Annotated in this window: 20 protein-coding genes; 5 read left to right on the top strand and 15 right to left on the bottom strand. The window is 62.4% G+C overall.

Annotated elements, in window-relative coordinates; translation table 11 throughout:
* The first annotated feature begins 74 nt into the window (after positions 1–74).
* Together Q5H92_RS03560 and Q5H92_RS03555 are read left to right on the top strand one after the other, a co-directional pair.
* The gene (locus Q5H92_RS03560; protein ID WP_305010107.1) at positions 75–863 is read left to right on the top strand and encodes a hypothetical protein; all 789 of its coding nucleotides are present in this window, start codon (positions 75–77) and stop codon (positions 861–863) included.
* A gap of 184 nt (positions 864–1,047) precedes the next feature.
* A complete protein-coding gene (locus Q5H92_RS03555; RefSeq protein WP_305010106.1) occupies positions 1,048–1,800 on the top strand; it encodes a hypothetical protein in 753 nt (250 codons plus the stop codon).
* 12 nt (positions 1,801–1,812) lie between these two features.
* On the opposite strand, the gene rlmN is transcribed toward Q5H92_RS03555, so the two are convergent.
* The 5 genes from rlmN to Q5H92_RS03530 form a co-directional block, all read right to left on the bottom strand.
* Positions 1,813–2,898 carry a dual-specificity RNA methyltransferase RlmN gene (gene rlmN, locus Q5H92_RS03550; protein WP_305010105.1) on the bottom strand — a complete coding sequence of 362 codons (1,086 nt, stop codon included), beginning with the start codon at positions 2,896–2,898 and terminating at the stop codon, positions 1,813–1,815.
* 60 nt (positions 2,899–2,958) lie between these two features.
* On the bottom strand, positions 2,959–3,813 hold the full coding sequence (locus Q5H92_RS03545) for an energy transducer TonB (protein ID WP_305010104.1): 855 nt from the start codon (positions 3,811–3,813) through the stop codon (positions 2,959–2,961).
* A 141-nt stretch (positions 3,814–3,954) separates the two neighbouring features.
* The gene (locus tag Q5H92_RS03540; RefSeq protein ID WP_305010103.1) at positions 3,955–4,536 is read right to left on the bottom strand and encodes a cupin domain-containing protein; all 582 of its coding nucleotides are present in this window, start codon (positions 4,534–4,536) and stop codon (positions 3,955–3,957) included.
* Positions 4,537–4,627: 91 nt separating this feature from the next.
* A complete protein-coding gene (locus Q5H92_RS03535; protein ID WP_305010102.1) occupies positions 4,628–5,458 on the bottom strand; it encodes a helix-turn-helix domain-containing protein in 831 nt (276 codons plus the stop codon).
* Positions 5,459–5,541: 83 nt separating this feature from the next.
* The gene (locus Q5H92_RS03530; protein ID WP_305010101.1) at positions 5,542–5,967 is read right to left on the bottom strand and encodes a thioesterase family protein; all 426 of its coding nucleotides are present in this window, start codon (positions 5,965–5,967) and stop codon (positions 5,542–5,544) included.
* 20 nt (positions 5,968–5,987) lie between these two features.
* On the opposite strand from Q5H92_RS03530, the gene mnmC2 reads away from it, so the two are divergent.
* The 3 genes from mnmC2 (at position 5,988) to Q5H92_RS03515 (ending at position 8,704) form a co-directional block, all read left to right on the top strand.
* Positions 5,988–6,713 carry a tRNA (5-methylaminomethyl-2-thiouridine)(34)-methyltransferase MnmC2 gene (mnmC2, locus tag Q5H92_RS03525; protein ID WP_305010100.1) on the top strand — a complete coding sequence of 242 codons (726 nt, stop codon included), beginning with the start codon at positions 5,988–5,990 and terminating at the stop codon, positions 6,711–6,713.
* 144 nt (positions 6,714–6,857) lie between these two features.
* Positions 6,858–8,120 (top strand): DUF2157 domain-containing protein, encoded by a 1,263-nt coding sequence (locus Q5H92_RS03520; RefSeq protein WP_305010099.1) that lies wholly within the window; start codon positions 6,858–6,860, stop codon positions 8,118–8,120.
* A 23-nt stretch (positions 8,121–8,143) separates the two neighbouring features.
* A complete protein-coding gene (locus tag Q5H92_RS03515) occupies positions 8,144–8,704 on the top strand; it encodes a GDYXXLXY domain-containing protein (protein ID WP_305010098.1) in 561 nt (186 codons plus the stop codon).
* A 255-nt stretch (positions 8,705–8,959) separates the two neighbouring features.
* Here Q5H92_RS03515 and Q5H92_RS03510 read toward each other — a convergent pair whose 3' ends face one another.
* From Q5H92_RS03510 to Q5H92_RS03465, 10 genes are all read right to left on the bottom strand, one after another.
* Positions 8,960–9,802, bottom strand: a complete 843-nt coding sequence (locus Q5H92_RS03510; RefSeq protein WP_305010097.1) for an energy transducer TonB — start codon at positions 9,800–9,802, stop codon at positions 8,960–8,962.
* The gene (locus Q5H92_RS03505) at positions 9,799–10,329 is read right to left on the bottom strand and encodes an ExbD/TolR family protein (RefSeq protein ID WP_305010096.1); all 531 of its coding nucleotides are present in this window, start codon (positions 10,327–10,329) and stop codon (positions 9,799–9,801) included. Before Q5H92_RS03505 ends, Q5H92_RS03510 begins: the two co-directional genes overlap by 4 nt.
* 147 nt (positions 10,330–10,476) lie before the next feature.
* The gene (locus Q5H92_RS03500) at positions 10,477–11,067 is read right to left on the bottom strand and encodes a 5-formyltetrahydrofolate cyclo-ligase (protein ID WP_305010095.1); all 591 of its coding nucleotides are present in this window, start codon (positions 11,065–11,067) and stop codon (positions 10,477–10,479) included.
* The gene (locus Q5H92_RS03495) at positions 11,067–11,594 is read right to left on the bottom strand and encodes an SMI1/KNR4 family protein (RefSeq protein ID WP_305010094.1); all 528 of its coding nucleotides are present in this window, start codon (positions 11,592–11,594) and stop codon (positions 11,067–11,069) included. Before Q5H92_RS03495 ends, Q5H92_RS03500 begins: the two co-directional genes overlap by 1 nt.
* 27 nt (positions 11,595–11,621) lie before the next feature.
* Positions 11,622–13,223 carry a bacillithiol biosynthesis cysteine-adding enzyme BshC gene (gene bshC, locus Q5H92_RS03490; RefSeq protein WP_305010093.1) on the bottom strand — a complete coding sequence of 534 codons (1,602 nt, stop codon included), beginning with the start codon at positions 13,221–13,223 and terminating at the stop codon, positions 11,622–11,624.
* A gap of 159 nt (positions 13,224–13,382) precedes the next feature.
* Positions 13,383–14,696 carry a 30S ribosomal protein S12 methylthiotransferase RimO gene (rimO, locus tag Q5H92_RS03485; RefSeq protein ID WP_305010092.1) on the bottom strand — a complete coding sequence of 438 codons (1,314 nt, stop codon included), beginning with the start codon at positions 14,694–14,696 and terminating at the stop codon, positions 13,383–13,385.
* A gap of 131 nt (positions 14,697–14,827) precedes the next feature.
* Positions 14,828–15,982: an acyltransferase family protein gene (locus Q5H92_RS03480; RefSeq protein ID WP_305010091.1), complete on the bottom strand. Its 1,155-nt coding sequence runs from the start codon at positions 15,980–15,982 to the stop codon at positions 14,828–14,830.
* A 77-nt stretch (positions 15,983–16,059) separates the two neighbouring features.
* Positions 16,060–16,530 carry a MarR family winged helix-turn-helix transcriptional regulator gene (locus Q5H92_RS03475; RefSeq protein WP_305010090.1) on the bottom strand — a complete coding sequence of 157 codons (471 nt, stop codon included), beginning with the start codon at positions 16,528–16,530 and terminating at the stop codon, positions 16,060–16,062.
* Positions 16,531–16,586: 56 nt separating this feature from the next.
* Entirely contained in the window at positions 16,587–17,012 is a 426-nt protein-coding gene (locus tag Q5H92_RS03470) for an EVE domain-containing protein (RefSeq protein WP_305010089.1), read from the bottom strand.
* Positions 17,009–17,380 (bottom strand): VOC family protein, encoded by a 372-nt coding sequence (locus Q5H92_RS03465; protein WP_305010088.1) that lies wholly within the window; start codon positions 17,378–17,380, stop codon positions 17,009–17,011. Before Q5H92_RS03465 ends, Q5H92_RS03470 begins: the two co-directional genes overlap by 4 nt.
* Between the last annotated feature and the right edge of the window lie 146 nt (positions 17,381–17,526).

Below are 17,526 nucleotides of genomic sequence, written 5' to 3'. Positions count from 1 at the left end.
CACGGTTTGGGGTATGAGCCGGTGGGCGTGAGCGGTGCATGTTTACGCCGCACGGTCCTTGTTCAGCCCGGTCTATGTCCAAACTTTTCGTCTGCACGGCACTCCTCGGCCTGCTTGCGGCCCGGCCCGCGGTGCTGCGCGCCCAGCCGGCCGCCCCACGCCCGGCCCCCGGCGACACCACCACCCGCCGGCCCGTGGGCCTGCGCCCCGGCTACGACGACGTGGGCAGCGGCGACCACCTGTTTTTCATGCCCACGGCCCGCAACCTACGCCGCGGCGAAGGCTACGCGCAGGACCTGGAGCTGGCCGTGCTACGCGCCGACTACGGCCTCACCGACCATTTTTCCCTCGGTATTCTGGCTTCGGTCATTCCCGGGCAGGGGCTCGATAACATTGTAGCCCTCACGCCCAAGGTGAGCGTGCCGGTGGCGGGCCGGCTGCGGGTGGGCGCGGGCAGCTTCCTAGTGGGCACGCGCTCGGGCGTGGGCGCCCTCACCTACGCCAACACCACCTACGGCACCGCCGACCACAACATAACCCTGGGCGCGGGCTACGGCGCTACAGGGCAGCGCGGCATCTTCAGCACGCCGCTGGTGATGGTGGGCGGCGCCACCCGGCTGGCCCGGCGCGTGGCCCTCGTGAACGAAACCTATTTCCTCTACGACCGCGCTTTTCTGGATTTGGGCAAGGTGCTGCTGGTGGCCGGCGTGGCGGGCGTGCGCGTGGCGGGGCCGCGCTTTGGCGGCGGGCTGGGCGTGTTCTATGCCCACGGCCAGCTGGAAGACGCTGACTATTTGAACGGTTCGGGCAGCTACGCCTACCCGTTCGGGGAGTTTACGGTGCGGTTTGGGAAGCTGCAGTAGCGGGCGGGTAATGTGTTCATGCCGAAGTAGCAGAGCACCATTGAACGTCATGCTGAGCGCAGTCGAAGCATGACGTGCTTTTTTGTTGTTTCTCAACTTCCCAAGCGGGTTCGATGCTTCGGCTGCGACAAGTTCAGCCGGGCCTTTTGCTCGATTATTTGGCGCCAAACCGTACCTTCCCCGGATGAAAATTCTACCCCTGATTTATGCCTGCGGCCTGCTGGCAATGACTTTGCCCACTCACGCCTTCTCCCATCCGCAAGCCGCGCCGGCCGATACGATAGCGGGCCACAGTCGCATGGTGCGCAAGCTCACCGACGCCATGTGCACGGGCGTTACCAACGACCGCAGCGTCAATTTCGACAAGATGAGCCCGGCCGAGGCCATGCAGTTCACGCAAGGGCTGTTTGTGAAAGCCATGCAGCGCGACAGCGTGGCGTTTATGGGCATGATAACGGCGGCCAGCAAGCAAGGCCAAAGCTCCCAGCAGGTGGGCCAGGCCCTGGGCAAAGACGTGATGATGAACCTGGCCAACAACTGCCCGGCCGCCATGCCCCTGGTGATGCGTCTGAGCCAGACCGAACAGGTGCAGCAGGCCGCCAATGCGAAGCTGCCGACCGTCACCGACGTCGAAAGAAAAACGCTGCAGCCCATGGCCACCCATCTGTGCACCCAGCTCGACGCGGCCAATGCCAAGCAGGCGTTCGACAAAATGCCCACTGCGCAGCGCGCGGCTTTGTTCAATAAGCTGATTGAGCAGGAATTCCTGGCCAACCGCACCAAGCTGCAGGCCTACTACAGCAAGGCCCAGCTCGATGATGCACAGCAGCGCGAAGAAATCGGCAAGAAAATAGCCAGCCTGATGATGACGCAGGGCTCCTGCGCCAAGTATCTGATTGTTATCGGGATGGATATGATGAAGCAGCAGAAGCCGTAGCGGCGCAGCCGCTTACGCCGCGGCTGCGCCTTTTTCCTCCTTCACCGCCAGCTGCCCGCAGGCGGCATCAATGTCCTTGCCGCGCGAGCGGCGGATGTTGGTTTGTACGCCGCGGTCGGCCAGGAATTTGTGGAAGGCGGTGATTTTATCGGCCTCGGCGTTCTGGTAGCTGGCGTTGTCGATGGGATTGTACTCGATGAGATTGATTTTGCAAGGCAGCCACTTGCTGATTTTCAATAGCTCGGCCGCATCGTCCAGCCCGTCGTTGAAACCATCAAACACGATGTATTCATACGTCACTTTGCGGCCGGTTTTCTGGTGGTAATACTGCAGGGCTTCCTTGAGCGCGGCCAGGGAATTGGCCTCGTTGATGGGCATGATTTCGTTGCGCTTGGCGTCCGTCGGGGCGTGCAGCGAAAGGGCCAGATTGGCCTTCACGTCATCGTCAGCCAGCTTTTTAATCATCTTGGCGATGCCGGCCGTGCTGATGGTGATGCGGCGCGGGGCCATGTTCAGGCCATCGGGCGCGGTGATGCGGCGCACGCTTTCCACCACGTTGGCGTAGTTGAGCAGCGGCTCGCCCATGCCCATGTACACGATGTTGGTGAGCGGCGTGCCGTACTGGGCCTCGCACTGCTCCCGAATGCGCACCACCTGGTCGTAAATCTCGGCCGCGTCGAGGTTGCGCTTGCGGTCCATGTAGCCCGTGGCGCAGAACTTACACGTGAGCGAGCAGCCCACCTGCGAGCTGATGCAGGCCGTCATGCGCGTGTCGTGCGGGATGAGCACGCCCTCCACCACGTTGCCGTCGTAGAGCTTGAAAGCCGATTTGATGGTGCCGTCGTTGCTGAGCTGCTTGTTCTGCACCGTCACGCCGTTGATGACGAAATGAGCATCCAGCAGCTCGCGGGTGGCCACCGAGATGTTGTTCATCTCCTCAAACGTGGCGGCGGTGTTTTTCCACAGCCACTCCGTTACCTGCTTGGCACGGAAGGGCTTCTCGCCGTGCTCTACCATAAAGGCCTTGAGCTCGTCGGGCGAGGTTTTGCGGATATCGCGCTTTTTAACAACGGGGGCGAGGGGCAGTTCCAGTAACATAGCACAAAGATACAAGCCAGTAGGGCGTTGGGTTCCCGGGCCATGCAAACGGCGAGCGGCTTAATTTAACTGCATCACCAAATTAACGGCCACGCGTCGGCCGTTTTGAGTACCAGGCTTAAGGCGCGGCAGCTTTTGAGCGGCGGCCACCAGTGCCTGTTCACAAGCTGCGGGCAGCAGTGTTAAGCTCCGGTGTGCGGTTTGGCCCCGGCCGTCGGCTTGTGCTCCTTTGTGCTCGTCCGATGCAGGGGGCAACGCTTGGTTATTGAGGCTTTTTACGTCGTAGATAGTGCCGCTTGGTCCTATCGTGAGGGTCACGAAGACACGGAAATCTGGTGGGGCACACCCACTGGCGGCGCTGGCAGCGTTGAATTCGCGGGATAAGTCTTTGGCTAACTTCTTGGTTCCTTCCTCGCCTTGGTAAAGGGGCATGTGCTCTACGTAGGTGTACACACGAGCAGAATCGGGGGCTGCTGCAGAAGCCACAAGTCCCAGCTGCCTGAACGTGACCGGTATGGTGAAGCGTACCGGCACGGCCTGCCCCGCCTGCCGGCCCGGCTCGAAACGGGGCAGCTGTTTCACCGCCGCCACCACCGCCGAATCGCAGTCGCGCCGGAAGCCCTTGGCCACGGCCACGTCTTCTACCAGCCCACTTGCCGCTACTGTGAAGCTGACGAACACCCGACCCTCGGCCCGCGCGCGCATGGCTTGGTAGGGGTAGCGAACGCGCTGCTGGATATACGTCACAATGGCCAGGCTGCCCCCGCCGCCGTGCAGCTCCGGCATCTGCTCCACAATGGTGTAGACCTTCTCGGCGGGCGGGGCTGCCGGAGCGGTTTGGGCCATAGCGGGCGCAATGAGTAGAAACAGGGCGCTCAGAACCAATGAATAGAGCGTGGGTAGCGGGTTATTCATGCAGCGGGGCTGGGGGTAGAATTTCAAAAATAAGCCTCGGTACGTTTTCGCTGCCGCACCTGCGCCGTCAGGGCCTCGGGCAGCAGGTGTAGCTTATTCGGCGGCGATAGTCGAACCGGGGCAATGCCTCAGGTGAAAAATTCAGGACTTCACCGGCAGCGGCGGGCCCAGCAATTTCATGCCGTGGTCGGTGAACAGCTTTTCGCGCTCGGCCACGCTGAGCGGCGCCTTGCTGCCCGAGCGGGCGCGGAAGAAATCTTCCATCTGGCCGGCGGGCTGCAGGAAATACACCAGCTTGCCGGTGTCGCTGAGCTGCGTCCAGGTGTGGGGCACCTGGCGAGGCAGGAAAATGGTGTCGCCGGCTTTGAGCTGGCGCTGCTCTTCGCCCACCACAAACAGGTAGTCGCCGCTCACCACGTAGAAAACCTCGTCCTGCGCCAGGTGCAGGTGCAGCGACGGGCCGCCCTTGGCCATGCCCGTGTATTCGAACACGGCCAGCGCGCCGCCCGTGTCTTTGCCGGAAATCTTGATGTCGTTGGGGTTCGGGCCCACGAAGGTTTTCTCCTGAAAACGACCCTCGCCTGCGGTCACCGTGAAGCTGCGGGTGGGCGGGGCTGCTGGTTCCGCATTAGCAGTAGGAAAGCCAGTGGGCAGGCCGGTGGCGGCCAAAGCGGCGGCCGGGGCGGCCAGCAGGGTGGTGGCGAGAAAGTGTCGGCGTTGCATAACCAGCGGTTTTTAAGTTGGGAATGCACAAAGGTTCGGCTCAAACGGCTGCGGCTATTGGTAAAAAATGGACGTTTTCAGCTGGCCCAGGTCAGGCTTCTACCAGGCCAAAGGCCCGCTCCGGAGCCCGGTTGTCCTGCTCAAAGAAGGCGCTGGGGCTGCTGCCCGTGAAGGCGCGGTAGTCTTTGGCGAGGTGCTGGTGGTCGTAGTAGCCGCAGGCCAGGGCAATGCTGAGCCAGTCGAGCCCCGGCTGGCTGTTCTTGAGCCGAAAGGCGCGGTCGAAGCGCACGATGCGGGCGTAGAGGGCTGGCCCCACGCCCATGCGCCGGGCAAACTGCCGGTCGAGCTGCCGGGGGCTGAGGCAGGCGTGGCGGGACAGCGCATCGAGTGTAGTGTGGGGCGACGGGTGCAGCAAAAGTTGGCCCACGGCATCGGCCGGATGGGCGGCCGCGCGCACGCGCCGGATGCGGCCCAGCAGAAAGGCTTCAATCAGGGGCAGCATTTCGGGCCAGGCGGCGGCGCTGCTCAGGCGCTCGTTCAGCTGGCGCAGCTCGGCGGCCCACACGGCTTCGGCGTCGATGTAGGTATTAGTGAGTTCGGGCTGCGGAATGCCGGTGAGGCGGTAGAGGGCGCCCGGCTGCAGCACCACCTGCAGGGCCAGAAACTCACGGCCCACGTAGCGGTGGCTCACCACGGCGTGCTGCCCGATGAGCGCCGCGCGCGGCCGGGTGGCTTTGGCCGGGCCGGTGGGGTACGCCACCGCTTCGGCATCGCGCGGGTAGAAGGCCAGGCACTGCTCCGGCCGCGGCGGGTAGGCCTTGAGGGGCAGGGGCACGCCCTTGTCGAATACGAAATGAATGACCTGAATCAGGCGCACGTATTCCCGCAGCGGCGGACTGGGTAAAAAATCCTGGAGCAGCATGGCCGGCGGCTTGGAATAGCTGGTAGTGAAGCACCTAAGCTACGCATTTTCTGCATGCGGCTTTTGCCGTTGGCCGGCGGCGGCTACCGCACCTGCGCCGCCAGCGCCTCGGGCAGCAGGCGCAGCTTGCGGATGTTGTAGTCGAAGCAGAGCATACCGGTTTTGGCGCGGGCTATTTCCCTGCCGGTTTGGTTATGCACCTGGTACACCACGTCGAAACCGTACTTGTTGGCGTCAGCGGCAGCCATTTGGATGTGCAGCACGTCGCCGTGGAAGGCCTCGCCCTTGTACTCCACGGCGGCATCGACCATGATGAGGCCGAGCTTGCTGACGGGGTCGTAGTCATTTTCGAGGCCCAATGAGCGCAGGAACTGCACCCGCGCCTCGTGCAGCAGCCCCAGCAGCGCATCGTTGCCGAGGTGGCCGCCGTAGTTGAGGTCGGTGATGCGCACGGGGATTTGCGTGGTGAAGGAGAAGGTATCGGGCAGGGCTACTTTTACGCGGGGCATGTTTTAATGAGGAATGAAGAATGAGGAATGAAGAATTCGCCGACAAGCCAAAGGTAGAAGTGCGGCGCACCGCCGACGGCTCGGCCACGCTCTACGTACCAGCGCTCGATGAGCACTACCACTCGCGGCACGGCGCCCGGCAGGAATCGGAGCACGTGTTCATTGAGGCCGGCTTGCTGCCGTTGCTGGAAGCCGGCCTGGGCGGCCCCTGCGCCCGGCCGCTGCACCTGCTCGAAGTGGGCCTCGGCACCGGTCTCAACGCCCTGCTAACCCTGGACCGCGCCCACGCCGCCGGCGCCGCCGTAGCTTATGACGCCCTCGAAACCGTGCCCCTCCCGCCCGAGGTGGTAGCCGAGCTGGCCCGCAAATGGACCGCCGATTCGCCCGAAACCGTGCCACTGCTGCAACGGCTACACGCCGCGCCCTGGGTTGAAACCGTGCCGCTGGCCCCCCATTTCTTCCTCACCAAGCTGCCCGAGGCGCTGGAAGATGCCACCCTGCCCGGCGGTTATTACGACCTGATTTATTTCGATGCCTTCGCCCCCGAAAAGCAGCCCGAGCTGTGGACGGAAGCCATTTTCGCCCAGCTCTACGCCGCCGCCGCGCCTGGCGCGGTGCTGGTGAGCTACTGCGCCCAGGGCCAGTTCCGGCGCAACCTGCGCGCCGCCGGCTGGCATACCGAAAAGCTGCCCGGCCCCCCCGGCAAGCGCGAAATGACGCGGGCGCGGAAGGAGGCTGCTGGTTAAAAAAGGACGTCATGCTGAGCGCAGCCGAAGCATCTCTACCGCAGCACTAAATCCAATCAAAAGGAATACTATTGCGGTAGAGATGCTTCGGCTGCGCTCAGCATGACCGTTGTTTATACCCTTCTATTACCCCAACCCACCGCCTTGTCCCGCAAATTTCTCGAAAACGAAAGCCCCGGCTGGGTGGCCGACGGCCTCATCAGCGAGGCGCAGCAGCAACAGCTGCTGGCCCGCTACCCGCCCGAAGCGCAGGCCCTCGGGCTGCTGCCGCTGCTGGGCAGCGTGCTGGTGGGCCTGAGCGCGCTGAGTGTGGTGGCCGCCAACTGGCAGGCGCTGCCCGCCGCGCTGCGGCTGGCGCTGCTGCTGGGCAGCCTGCTGGGCTCCTACGGGGCGGGCGCCTATTTCCTGCGGCGCGGCAATGCCGATTTGGGCCACGGCCTGATGGGGCTGGGCTTGATAGTATTCGGGGCCAGCATCATCCTCGTCAGCCAGCTCTACCAGCTGGTGGGCTACGACGTGAGCGGGCTGCTGGCCTGGGTGGTGGCGGGTACGGCGTTGAGCTACGTGTACGGCTCGCGGCTGCTGGTGCTGCTCACGGTGCTGATTGGGGCGACCGTGCAAACGTATTGCGTGGAGGTGCTGGGCAGCTTCAGCTACGCCACGGCGGGGCTGGTGGCCGTGGGGCTGGGCTACTACTGGTGGCGCCGGCCGGCGGTGGTGAGCAGCTCGGTGCTGGCCATTGGGCTGCTGTGGCAGGCGGGGCTGCTGGTCATCGTGCTTCATGCCAAAATTACCTGGTTCTTTGTGCCGGCCATGGCTATTTACGCAGCCGGCGACTGGCAGGCCAGCCGCCCCGGCGCCCGGGCCCTGCAGGCGCCGCCGCTGGTGGCGGCCTACCTGTTCATGTTCGGGCTGGCCACCTTCGGCGAAACCGACACTTACGCCAACGTGCTGCGGCCGCCGCTGCTGCCCTACCTGGGGGCGTTGGGGACGGTATTTGCGCTGTCGGTGGCCGGCAAGCGGGTGCGCGGCCGAATGAACACGCTGCTCGACTGGCTGCTATTGCTGCCGGGCTTCTACCTGCCGGGCGGGCTGCCGCTGGCCGTGGCCACGCTGGTGGTACTCTACGCCCACGCCGGCTCGGTGCTCGCCCGCGCCCACCGCAACCAAGACTCCGACCAACTCACCCTCGGCGCGGTGCTGTTTGTGGTGGCCACGGCTGTGGCCTACTTCAAGCTGACCTGGGCATTTCTGGATAAGTCGCTTTTCTTCCTGCTCGGCGGCGTGCTGCTGCTCAGCCTGAGCTGGTACCTGCGCCGCCGTAACGCCCAAGCCCTGGCCGCCACCCCGCCGCCCGCAGAATCTGCTGCCGCAAAAGACACTAGCGAGCCAACTCGTAACTCATAATTCAAAACTCATAACTCCAAAGAATGGCCGACCTGCTCACCTGGGCTTCGGACCCGGCCCGCCGCCGGCCGCTGCTGCGCCTGCTGGTGGCCGCGCAGATGCTCTACGTGCTGGGCGTGGCCGGCGCGGGCTACGCCACCACGGCGCTGGGCCAGCACATCGTGCTGGCCACCACGCCCGTCGACCCGCGCGACCTGCTCTCCAACGATTTCGTGCGCCTGCGCTACGCCGTGAGCGAAGCGCCCTTGAGCCAGTGGCACGAGGCCGCGCCGCCGCGCCGCCGCCAGGGCGTGTTCGTGCTGCTGGCCGCCGGGCCCGACAGCCTCAGCACCACCGTGGGCGTGTACTCCAAAGCCCCCATGGCCGGCCCGGGCCAAGCCGTGCTGCGCGCCTGGGTGACGGATGTGTACCGCCATTCGCTGTCGCTGCGCTTCAACCTGGAGCGCTACTACGTGCCCGAAGGCAGCGGCCTGCGCCTCGAAAAAGCCGGGCGACTGCACCCGCTGCGGGTGCACGTCAGCATCGCGCCCTGGGGCCAGGCCCGCATCACCCGGGTGGAGGATGTGGTGGTAGGTAAGAAGTAGTGGATTGACGGAGTGGCGAGCGGCGGCCCTGTCATTGCGAGGCCGCAGGCCGTGGCAACTAAAGGTCAGCGTAGCTAATCCGTCCGTCCTGTTCTCATCGGTTAGGCTTCTGATGTGGCAAAGCCTTTTCAAAATGCAAAGCCCCGGCACTGCGCAGTGCCGGGGCTTTGTGGTGAAAGAAAGGGTCTGGCTTTAACAGGACGGATTAGCTACGCTGACCTTTAGTTGCCACGGCCTGCGGCTTCGCAATGACAATTACTGAATTTTGAACGTCACAGGCACGGTGAACGACACGTTCACCTCGCGGCCGTTCTGCTTGCCGGGTATGAAGCGGGGCAGCGTTTTGATGGCACGCATGGCTTCTTCATCCAGCCCGAAACCGACGCTTTTCACAATTTTCACGTCCGTGATGTCGCCTTTCGAGTTCACCGTGAAGCTTGCGTACACCTTGCCCTCGATGCCTTGGTTCTGGGCGCTGCCGGGGTAGCGGCAGGCTTTCTGAATGGCCGCCACGATGGCGCCCATGCCGCCGCCGCCGGGCAGCTCGGGCATCTGCTCCACGTAGGTGTAGGTGGTGGGCGCCACCACGTCGCTGATGACGTTTTCGCCTTTGCCGGTCTTCAGGTCGTCGAGGTTGGTTTCGGCGCTGGCGCCCTCATCGCCTTTGATGTTGCGCAGGCCGGAGGCTTTGTCCTTGAGTTCGTCCTGTTCGGGTACCTCGCTTTCATCGGGCGCTTTCTTGTCTTCCACCACCACGGGCACCACGTTTTTCACCGTGGGCGGCTGCGGAGGCGGGGGCGTGGAGGGGTGGCTTTCGGCGGGTGGCGGGGGCGTTATCTGGTCGGGCTGCAGCGGTGGGATAATGGGGTTAAGTTCCACTAGCTTCTTCGGGGGCGCCACGGGCAGCTTGTCCTTCAGCCACTGCGCGGCCAGCGGAAACACCAGAATCAGCGCAAAAATGGTGGTGGCAATTATCAGCGCCCGCGTCACGTGGCGTTGGTAGAGGGCGCGGAGCTGGTAGGCCCCGTACTGGCGGTTGCGACCATCGAACACGATGTCGTTGAGGCTGGCCGTGGCCAATTGGGTATTGGTCATCATAACGTTGCGGTTTTAAGAAGGGTGAGGTCGTCGGAGGTGATTTTCACCAGCGCGTATTTCTGCTGGTTCGTGATGTTCATCTCATCGAGAATGTCCACCATGTCCTTGTATTTGGAGTCCTCGGTGGGCTTGATGAGTACCACCAGCCGCCCGCGCTCCTTCTGCCGGTTCAGCAATACCTGCCGAATACCGTCGGCCGAAAAGGTGGTCGTTTTCAGCTCCGGTACCCGCACGGTTTTATCGCCAGGCGCATTCAGGCCGAAGAAATAATGTACTCGGTGGCCCTTGCCGAGGATGATGGTCAGGGCATCATAATCCCGAATGGGCATGTCAGGGCCCTCTTTCTTCACCGGCATCTGCAAGTCCATGGCGTAGGGCTTGGCAAACGTGGTGGTGAGCATGAAAAAGGTGAGCAGCAGAAACGCCAAATCCACCATCGGCGTCATGTCGATGCGGGTCGACATCTTCTTGGCGCGGCGCTTGCCGGCTTTGGTAGGCCCGGCGGCCTGGGGTTGGATTTCGGCCATGAGTTCAGTCCTTTTCAGGTGATTGATACCCGGCCAACGCGCTGCGCTATTGCCTTATTGTAAGGATTTTATCGCAAATATTTAAATTTATGCGCCCACACTAGACCCGCTTTTTCAACGTTTTATCAGGTTGCCCGCGCGGCGGGCTCAGAACCGCCACACCCGCCCCGGCGTGATGTAGGCCGTGAGCGGCACATCGGTGGGCAGCACGTCGGCAATGCGCCGCACGGGCGCCTCGTTCAGCAAATTCAGGCCGATAAGCTGCGTTCCCGGCCGGCACTGCACCAGAAACCGGTCGTAAAACCCGCCGCCGTAGCCCACGCGCTGCCCGCTACGGTCCACGGCCAGCAGCGGCACCAGCACGGCGTCCAGTATTTGCGGGAAGACTTCGGGGGCGGTGATGGGGTGGGGCACGGGCTCGTCAATTCCCCAGCGGTTTTGGGTGAGTTGGGTGTCAGGAAGCAGCTCGTAGTGTTTCAGCGAAACGCCATCCGGCTGCACCACGGGCACGGCCAGCCGCAGGGGCAGCTCCTCGCCCCACACCCAGCGAATAAAAAACCATATGTCGGGCTCATTCCGCTTCAACAGCGGCAGAAACAGGTGCAGCCACTGCCACTGCGCCACCGGAAACTGGCGGAACAGGTTCTCGCGCAGCTTGTCGCTGCGGCGCGCCACTTCGCCGGCATCCAGGGCCAGGCGGCGGGCCAGGGCGGTGCGGCGCAGGTCGGCTTTTCGCATTACATGTCGCGCGCTGGGGTTTCGGCCAGCAACTGCGGCAGCAGGGCAGCAAAGCTGGGACTGAACGGCTGGGCACGGCCGTCTTCGTGGTCGTAAAACACCACCGGGTAATCTGCCGTGGCTTGGTTTGGCCCGGTGTAGAAGCACAGGATGTCGCCGGCTCCGCCATAATTGGCAAAGGGAATGCAACCCGCCCGTAATGCATCGGGCCAGTTTGCCAGCATTTCTTGGCGAAGCAACTGCTGCCATTCGTCTACCGGGTGCGGAAAGAATTCAGCGCCTCCTAGTAACAAATCATAGAAATGCTTATGCTGCAAAAAACGACGATAATCCGCAGGTAGTGGATAGTGAATGGCTGCTTCCAAGCTATCCAACGCTGCATTCGTGACGGTGCTGGGAATGGGTAGCCAGCTTTCATATCCATCCTCAGCATAAGGACAGGGGTGCGAATCCGCCATTGCAGGATGAACCGGCAAGGGTATGCTGTTAAGCTGATGGCTCATCATCCATTGCAGGCAGCGGTCCACTATTTCTAGCATGAAGCGTCTTTTGGTCTATTCCTCCTCCAGCACCACAAACTCCAGCGCCAGCGGCTCAAACGCCTCAATCAGCTGCTCGATGAAGCCGGGGTTATTTATCAGAATGCTGAGCACATTCTCGCTGCGCTCCTGCAGGCCGCCGCCGGGAAACAGCTTTTCCTTGAGTGCCGTGAGCTGGGCGTAGGCGGTTTCGTGCTTGGCTTCGGCGGCTTTGCTCAGGCGCTTTTCGAGGCCGGCGAGGCCACCCGCGGCTTTCTGGGCTTCGGCGGCAACGGTTTTTACGAGGGTGGGGTCGAGGCGCTGGGCCAAGTCCTGTACTTGCTGGAAGGCGGCGGCCAGCGCCTGCTGCTGCGCTGCAAGGCTAATTTCCTCCTGGCCCAGGGCGGCGCCCACCTGCTTCTTGAGCTCCGGCAGTGGGCGGAAAATTTCCCGCGAAGTCAGCCCCAGCTTCTTCAGCTTGCCCGCGTTGGTCCGGCTAATGTATTCGGCCGAGTTGCGGGGCAGCACGATGGGGTAGGGTACCCCAAACGCCGCAAACACGTCTTTCAACTGAAACCAGTACGCCACCTCGGCCCCGCCGCCGATGTAGGCCAGGTTGGGCAGCAGGATTTCCTGGTACACCGGCCGCAGCACCACGTTGGGGCTGAACTGCTCGGGGTGCGTCTGGGCCAGCTCCAGCAGCTCAGCCTGGCTGTGGCACTTGGCCGTGTTGCGGATGGTCACTTCCACGCAGTCGGCACCGCTGGCGTCGGGCTCCAGCCGCTCGCGCTTGCCTTCGTCGGTGATGAAAAACAGGTTGATGGGCCGCGAGTACACCTGCGGCTTGTAGCCGGCGGCCGTGAGGCGGGCGTTGGTGGCCTGCACGGCGGCGTTGGAGGCCTGCTCCCGGATTTCCTTGGTCAGCAGCGGCGCTAGGGCCTGTTTCAGAGCCGGGCGGTCGGCGTCCAGCGTCACCAGTCCAAATTCGCCAAACAGCGCATCGGCTAGCTTGCGGGTGGCTTCGGCCAGATTTTGGGAGGTTGAATACGCCTCGTGAAAAGCCGCCGGCACCTCGGGCGGCAATTGGCTCAGCAGCTGCTCGCTCAGGCCATCGAGCGGCAGCCGGCCCACGGGCCCGCCGGTGCCGGCCGCATCCCACGAGTACGTTTTGCCAAAGAGCGAGAAGTGGTTGATTTCGGCGAAATCATGGTCCTCGGTAGCCATCCAGTACACCGGCACGAAATCGTACTGCGGGTATTTCGCCTTCAACTCGCGGCTCAGCTTAATGGCCGATACGATTTTGTAGATGAAGTAGAGCGGCCCGGTGAGCAGGTTGAGCTGGTGGCCCGTGGTCACAGTGAAGGTGGTGGGCTCGGCTAGCAGCAGCAGGTTGGCTTCAATGGCCGGCTCGGGTTCGGGCGCCAGGCCGTACTGGTCGCGCAGGGCGGCCACCAGGCGTTTGCGGGCTTCGGGCGTGTAGCTGGCCTGCTTTTCTTCTATTTGGGCCGCAAAATTTTCCAGCGAAGGAAAGCGGTTGTAGAACGGCGCCAAAGCGGGTTTCTGGGCCAGATAATCAGTAAGCAGGCCGGAGAAAGCGCCGGTTTCGGCGTAGGGCAGGGTGGTACAGCGAGTGGGCATGGGGGGAATACGAGCGGGGCCGGGTTCGGTGTGAACCTTGGCCAATGGCAAAAGTCCGCACAAAACCCGGCCCCGGCCGAAAAGTTACAACAAGCGGCACAGTACCTGCGCTGTCTACAAAATCCGACGAATCCGTGGTTGGCTACGCCTTCCTTCGGGTCAGACCAAGTGCCCGTACAAATCGAAATCGGAGGCCGAATCAATCTTCACGTTCGCGAAATCGCCGAGGCGCACAAACGTGTCCTTTTCCACCGGCACCAGCACTTCATTGTCCACTTCCGGCGAGTCGAACTCGGTGCGGCCCACGAAGTGGCCGCTTTCCTTGCGGTCGAACAGCACTTTGTATGTCTGGCCCACGCGGGCTTCGTTCAGTTCCATCGAAATGCCCTGCTGCAGTTCCATGATGGCGTCGGCGCGCTCCTGCTTCAGCTCGGCCGGCACGTCATCCACGAGGGTGTGCGAGTGCGTGTTTTCCTCATGTGAGTAGGTGAAGATGCCCAGGCGCTCGAAGCGCGTCTGCTCCACGAAATCATACATCTCCTGGAAATCCTGCTCCGTTTCGCCGGGGTGGCCGGCGATGAGCGTGGTGCGCAGCGCAATGCCCGGCACGCGCTGCCGAATGGTGTCAACCAGCTCGATGGTGCGGCGCTTGGTGATGCCCCGGCGCATGGTCTTCAGCATGTTATCCGAGCCGTGCTGCAAGGGCATGTCGAGGTATTTGCAGATGTTTTCGCGCTCGGCCATCACGTCCAGCGCATCCAGCGGGAACTGCGAGGGGTAGGCGTATTGCAGGCGAATCCAATCGATGCCGTTCACGTCGGACAGGTTGCGGAGCAGGTCGGCCAGCTTGCGCTCGCCATAGTGCTGCAGGCCGTAGTAAGTCAGGTCCTGGGCAATGAGAATCAGTTCCTTGGTGCCCATGCCGGCGAGGCGCTTGGCTTCTTTCACCAGGTCCTCAATGGGCCGGTCGACGTGCTTGCCGCGCATCAGCGGGATGGCGCAGAACGAGCAGGGGCGGTTGCAGCCCTCCGCGATTTTGAAGTAGGCGTAGTGGCGCGGCGTGGTAATCAGGCGCTCACCGATGAGCTCGTGCTTGTAGTCGGCATTGAGCACCTTCAGCATCTGGGGCAGTTCCAGGGTGCCGAAATAGGCGTCCACCTGCGGAATTTCCACTTCCAGCTCGTCCTTGTAGCGCTGTGAGAGGCAGCCCGTTACGTAGAGCTTTTCAAGGCGGCCGGCTTCTTTCTCATCCGCGTAGCGCAGAATGGTGTCGATGCTTTCCTGCTTGGCGTTGTCGATGAAGCCGCAGGTATTGATGATGACGATGTTGGCGTCCGATTTCTCGGCCTCGTGCGTCACATCGAACTGGTTGGCTTGCAATTGGCCCATCAGGACTTCCGAGTCCACGATGTTTTTCGAGCAGCCGAGAGTGATGACGTTTACTTTATTGGTGGTCTGATTTCTAACCTTCATGAATGCGGAATGTGTCGGCTGGCGCGCGGATTAGGCGAGTTTTCGCAGGATAGCGGCGCGGATAATGACTTGAATAAAAACAGGTAATTCGGAATGCAAAATGAACAGGCAGTCCGCTCAGGACGACAAATTTACGACGTAGCCAGTCCCCGCCCACCAGTCAGCACCGCATAAACCCGCGGTAACGCCCAGCGCAGCAGCGCGCCCAGCCCGGCGCTGACGGCCACAATAAGCAGCGGCAACAATAAATAAGTGAGCAAATGGATGTGCGGCACGGTCCGGCCATAGCGCAACGCCAGTTCGGTGGCATAGTTCACCAGCGGCACGTGCAGCACGTAAATCATGAACGAAAAGCCCGTCAGCCAGCGAAACCAGGCTCGGGCCATGCACCAGCGCACCAGCCCGTTCAGCCCAAACCAGGCCACCAGCATGCCGCTGGCCTCGCCCACTTTGTGCAGCGCCAGCATGCTCAGCGCCAACGGCAGCGAAAACGGCGGGCCGACGTGAAACGCCATCCAGGTTTTGAGCGCGCACACGCCCAGCCACAGCCCCGCCAAGGGAAGCAGCCGCAGCCAGTGGGGCGGCGTCAGCACGTCCGCGTTGCGCAACGCCAGCCACACGCCCAGCGCAAAAAACAGCAGCCCTTCGCCCTCCACCAATGGCAGCGGCACCATGAAAAACCACAGCAGCCCCGCCACGCTGAAGTAGATAGCGGGCTTGCGTAAAATAGCCACCCGTAGCCACGGGTACGACAGATTGAACACCAGCAAGCTGCGCAAAAACCACAGCTGAAACGGCGCGGGCTCCACCAGCCAGCGCGTCAGCAGCTCGCCGATGCTGAGCTGGCTAAGCAGCTGCCGGGGCCAGAACGGGCTGATTTCGGCGTCGATAACGGCCTGTTTGGTAATGGGAAACTGCTCCAGCGCCCACAGCGCCGCCAGCCACAGCCCACTCCAGAGCAAGTAGGGGAGGCCCAGCGTGCGCAGGCGCCGCTTCACGCGCTGGCCGTGCGGCGCCGCGCCCTCACGCCAGGCAAAGAGGTAGCCCGAAATGGCAAACAAAATGGGAATGCGGAAGCGCAGCAGCCCATTGGCCAGGATGTATTGCAGCCAGGTGCCCGGCCCCAGCGGCTCCTCCACGGGCGTGAATGGCTGCAAATAGCGCGGGTGCAGGTTGTAGCCGTGCACGTAAATCAGCAGCACCATAGCCACCAGCGACCAAAACCGCAGCTTCTGGCTCAGAAAAGGGTCGAGGCGGGCGGGGAGGAGTAGTGGCTGGGTGGGCATCGTGCCCGCAAGAAGGCAAAAAAGCGGGAAACGGTTGGCCGGTCAGCCCGTTATGTCGCTTGGCGGGCGCCGAAGCATCAACCGCCTTCGCCGGCCGGCGGCGCGGCCGCGAGCCGTTGCATGAGGCCGTTGAACGGGGCGGCGTCGGGGGCAATGGGACGGAAAAAAGCGTCGTCCACCCGCTGCACGATGGTGTAAGCCTGCCGGAGCTGCGCTTCTCCAAAGGAAGTTAGCAGCAACTGCCTGGCGCGGCCATCGCGGGGGTTTTCCAACCGCTCCACCAGGCCTTTGCGGGCTAGGGTTTGCAGCACCTTCGACGTCATCATCTTGTCGGTGTGGGCGTAGTCGGCCAGGCGCTGCTGGGTAACGCTTTCGCCCTGCTGCGTGAGCCAGTACAGGCCTGCCAGCAACGAAAATTGGGTCAACGTCAGCCCAACCGTCCGTAGCTGCTGATTCATGAGCAATTGCCAGCGCATACTCACCTGCCAGAGCAAGTAGCCGTTGTTCTCTTCTGGCTGGCGATAAGCAAAAATGGGAGGAGAAGCCATGAGCAGCAAAGCAAGGGAATATTCACCGACTACCCCTCATCCGCTCAAAAGGTTGGTTAGGCCAGTAATGCCTGACGGATACGCTCAAAGTCATTGGCGGGAATGCCAAAGCAGCCCACCCGAAACGAATACCCCCAGTGCGTTTTATTCTGAATAAACGACAGGTCTTCAAGCAAGGGCTGAATCGGAGCTTCCTGTACCGCTTGGTAGAGCACCTTGCGGCGGAAAGGCTGAAAGTCGGCCGCTACGTGGGCCTGAAATACCTCCTCATCCGCCACCGTGCCCAGGCCAACAAAGAGCTGGCAGGGCTCGGAGCGGCCATACGTCAGCTTGGGTGCGTAGAGGACCACCCGGTCGCCCGGCTGCATCCGGCGCAGCGGCGCGGCCTTGCCGTGGTTGGCTTGCACAATGCCTTGCGCAATGCCCGAAAGGGCATGGTCGCGGGCCGCGACCACCACCCAGTACTGCGGCTGTGTGCTCACGACTGCTTGGTTTCTTGCAGCGTCAGCCAGTAGCCGTCCGGGTCGGCAATGATGGCGGTGTTGCCGAAGGGCGTCGACTGCACGCCCTGAACCAAAGTGGCTTTGCCCGCAATGCGTTGCAGCAAGTCATCGAGGCCAGCAACGGCAAACCACAGGCCCACTCCCCAGCCGAGGTTGGTGGTGGCTTGCAGGTCTACCATGGGCTTGCGAATGGCGAAAGTGGCCCCGCTCTGCGTTTCAAATACGCAGGCATCCGGCGGCGTTTGGGCGGCGGGGCGGAAACCGAGCACTTCGGTGTAAAAATGACGGGAGGCTTCAAGGTCGCTTACCTGAAGCGAAACGAATCCGAGCTGAGTGGCGCTTTGCATGAGTGCTAATTTAGTAGTTGCGACTACTAAATTAAGATTTATTTTTAATTCGCTGTGTGAGCGTAAGAAAAAAATTACAAACCCAACTCGGCTAACACCAGCACTTGTGGCTGCAAGCTGCTGAGTGCTAATTAATCATAAAGCCC

Origin of the sequence: Hymenobacter mellowenesis (assembly GCF_030581005.1) — a bacterium.
GTDB classification, from domain to species: Bacteria; Bacteroidota; Bacteroidia; order Cytophagales; family Hymenobacteraceae; genus Hymenobacter; species Hymenobacter mellowenesis.
Note: the sequence above shows the minus strand (reverse complement) of the source record. Positions and strands in the feature narration are given on the sequence as shown.

Bases quoted from the DNA above. Each gene is read 5' to 3' on its own strand.
- Q5H92_RS03480 (WP_305010091.1), bottom strand. From the start codon at position 15,982: ATGCCCACCCAGCCACTACTCCTCCCCGCCCGCCTCGACCCTTTTCTG.
- Q5H92_RS03515 (WP_305010098.1), top strand. From the start codon at position 8,144: ATGGCCGACCTGCTCACCTGGGCTTCGGACCCGGCCCGCCGCCGGCCG.
- Q5H92_RS03500 (WP_305010095.1), bottom strand. From the start codon at position 11,067: ATGCGAAAAGCCGACCTGCGCCGCACCGCCCTGGCCCGCCGCCTGGCC.
- Q5H92_RS03540 (WP_305010103.1), bottom strand. From the start codon at position 4,536: ATGCAACGCCGACACTTTCTCGCCACCACCCTGCTGGCCGCCCCGGCC.
- Q5H92_RS03465 (WP_305010088.1), bottom strand. From the start codon at position 17,380: ATGCAAAGCGCCACTCAGCTCGGATTCGTTTCGCTTCAGGTAAGCGAC.
- Q5H92_RS03560 (WP_305010107.1), top strand. From the start codon at position 75: ATGTCCAAACTTTTCGTCTGCACGGCACTCCTCGGCCTGCTTGCGGCC.
- rlmN (WP_305010105.1), bottom strand. From the start codon at position 2,898: ATGTTACTGGAACTGCCCCTCGCCCCCGTTGTTAAAAAGCGCGATATC.
- mnmC2 (WP_305010100.1), top strand. From the start codon at position 5,988: ATGAGGAATGAAGAATTCGCCGACAAGCCAAAGGTAGAAGTGCGGCGC.
- Q5H92_RS03510 (WP_305010097.1), bottom strand. From the start codon at position 9,802: ATGATGACCAATACCCAATTGGCCACGGCCAGCCTCAACGACATCGTG.
- Q5H92_RS03545 (WP_305010104.1), bottom strand. From the start codon at position 3,813: ATGAATAACCCGCTACCCACGCTCTATTCATTGGTTCTGAGCGCCCTG.
- Q5H92_RS03475 (WP_305010090.1), bottom strand. From the start codon at position 16,530: ATGGCTTCTCCTCCCATTTTTGCTTATCGCCAGCCAGAAGAGAACAAC.
- Q5H92_RS03535 (WP_305010102.1), bottom strand. From the start codon at position 5,458: ATGCTGCTCCAGGATTTTTTACCCAGTCCGCCGCTGCGGGAATACGTG.
- Q5H92_RS03555 (WP_305010106.1), top strand. From the start codon at position 1,048: ATGAAAATTCTACCCCTGATTTATGCCTGCGGCCTGCTGGCAATGACT.
- rimO (WP_305010092.1), bottom strand. From the start codon at position 14,696: ATGAAGGTTAGAAATCAGACCACCAATAAAGTAAACGTCATCACTCTC.
- Q5H92_RS03530 (WP_305010101.1), bottom strand. From the start codon at position 5,967: ATGCCCCGCGTAAAAGTAGCCCTGCCCGATACCTTCTCCTTCACCACG.
- bshC (WP_305010093.1), bottom strand. From the start codon at position 13,223: ATGCCCACTCGCTGTACCACCCTGCCCTACGCCGAAACCGGCGCTTTC.
- Q5H92_RS03505 (WP_305010096.1), bottom strand. From the start codon at position 10,329: ATGGCCGAAATCCAACCCCAGGCCGCCGGGCCTACCAAAGCCGGCAAG.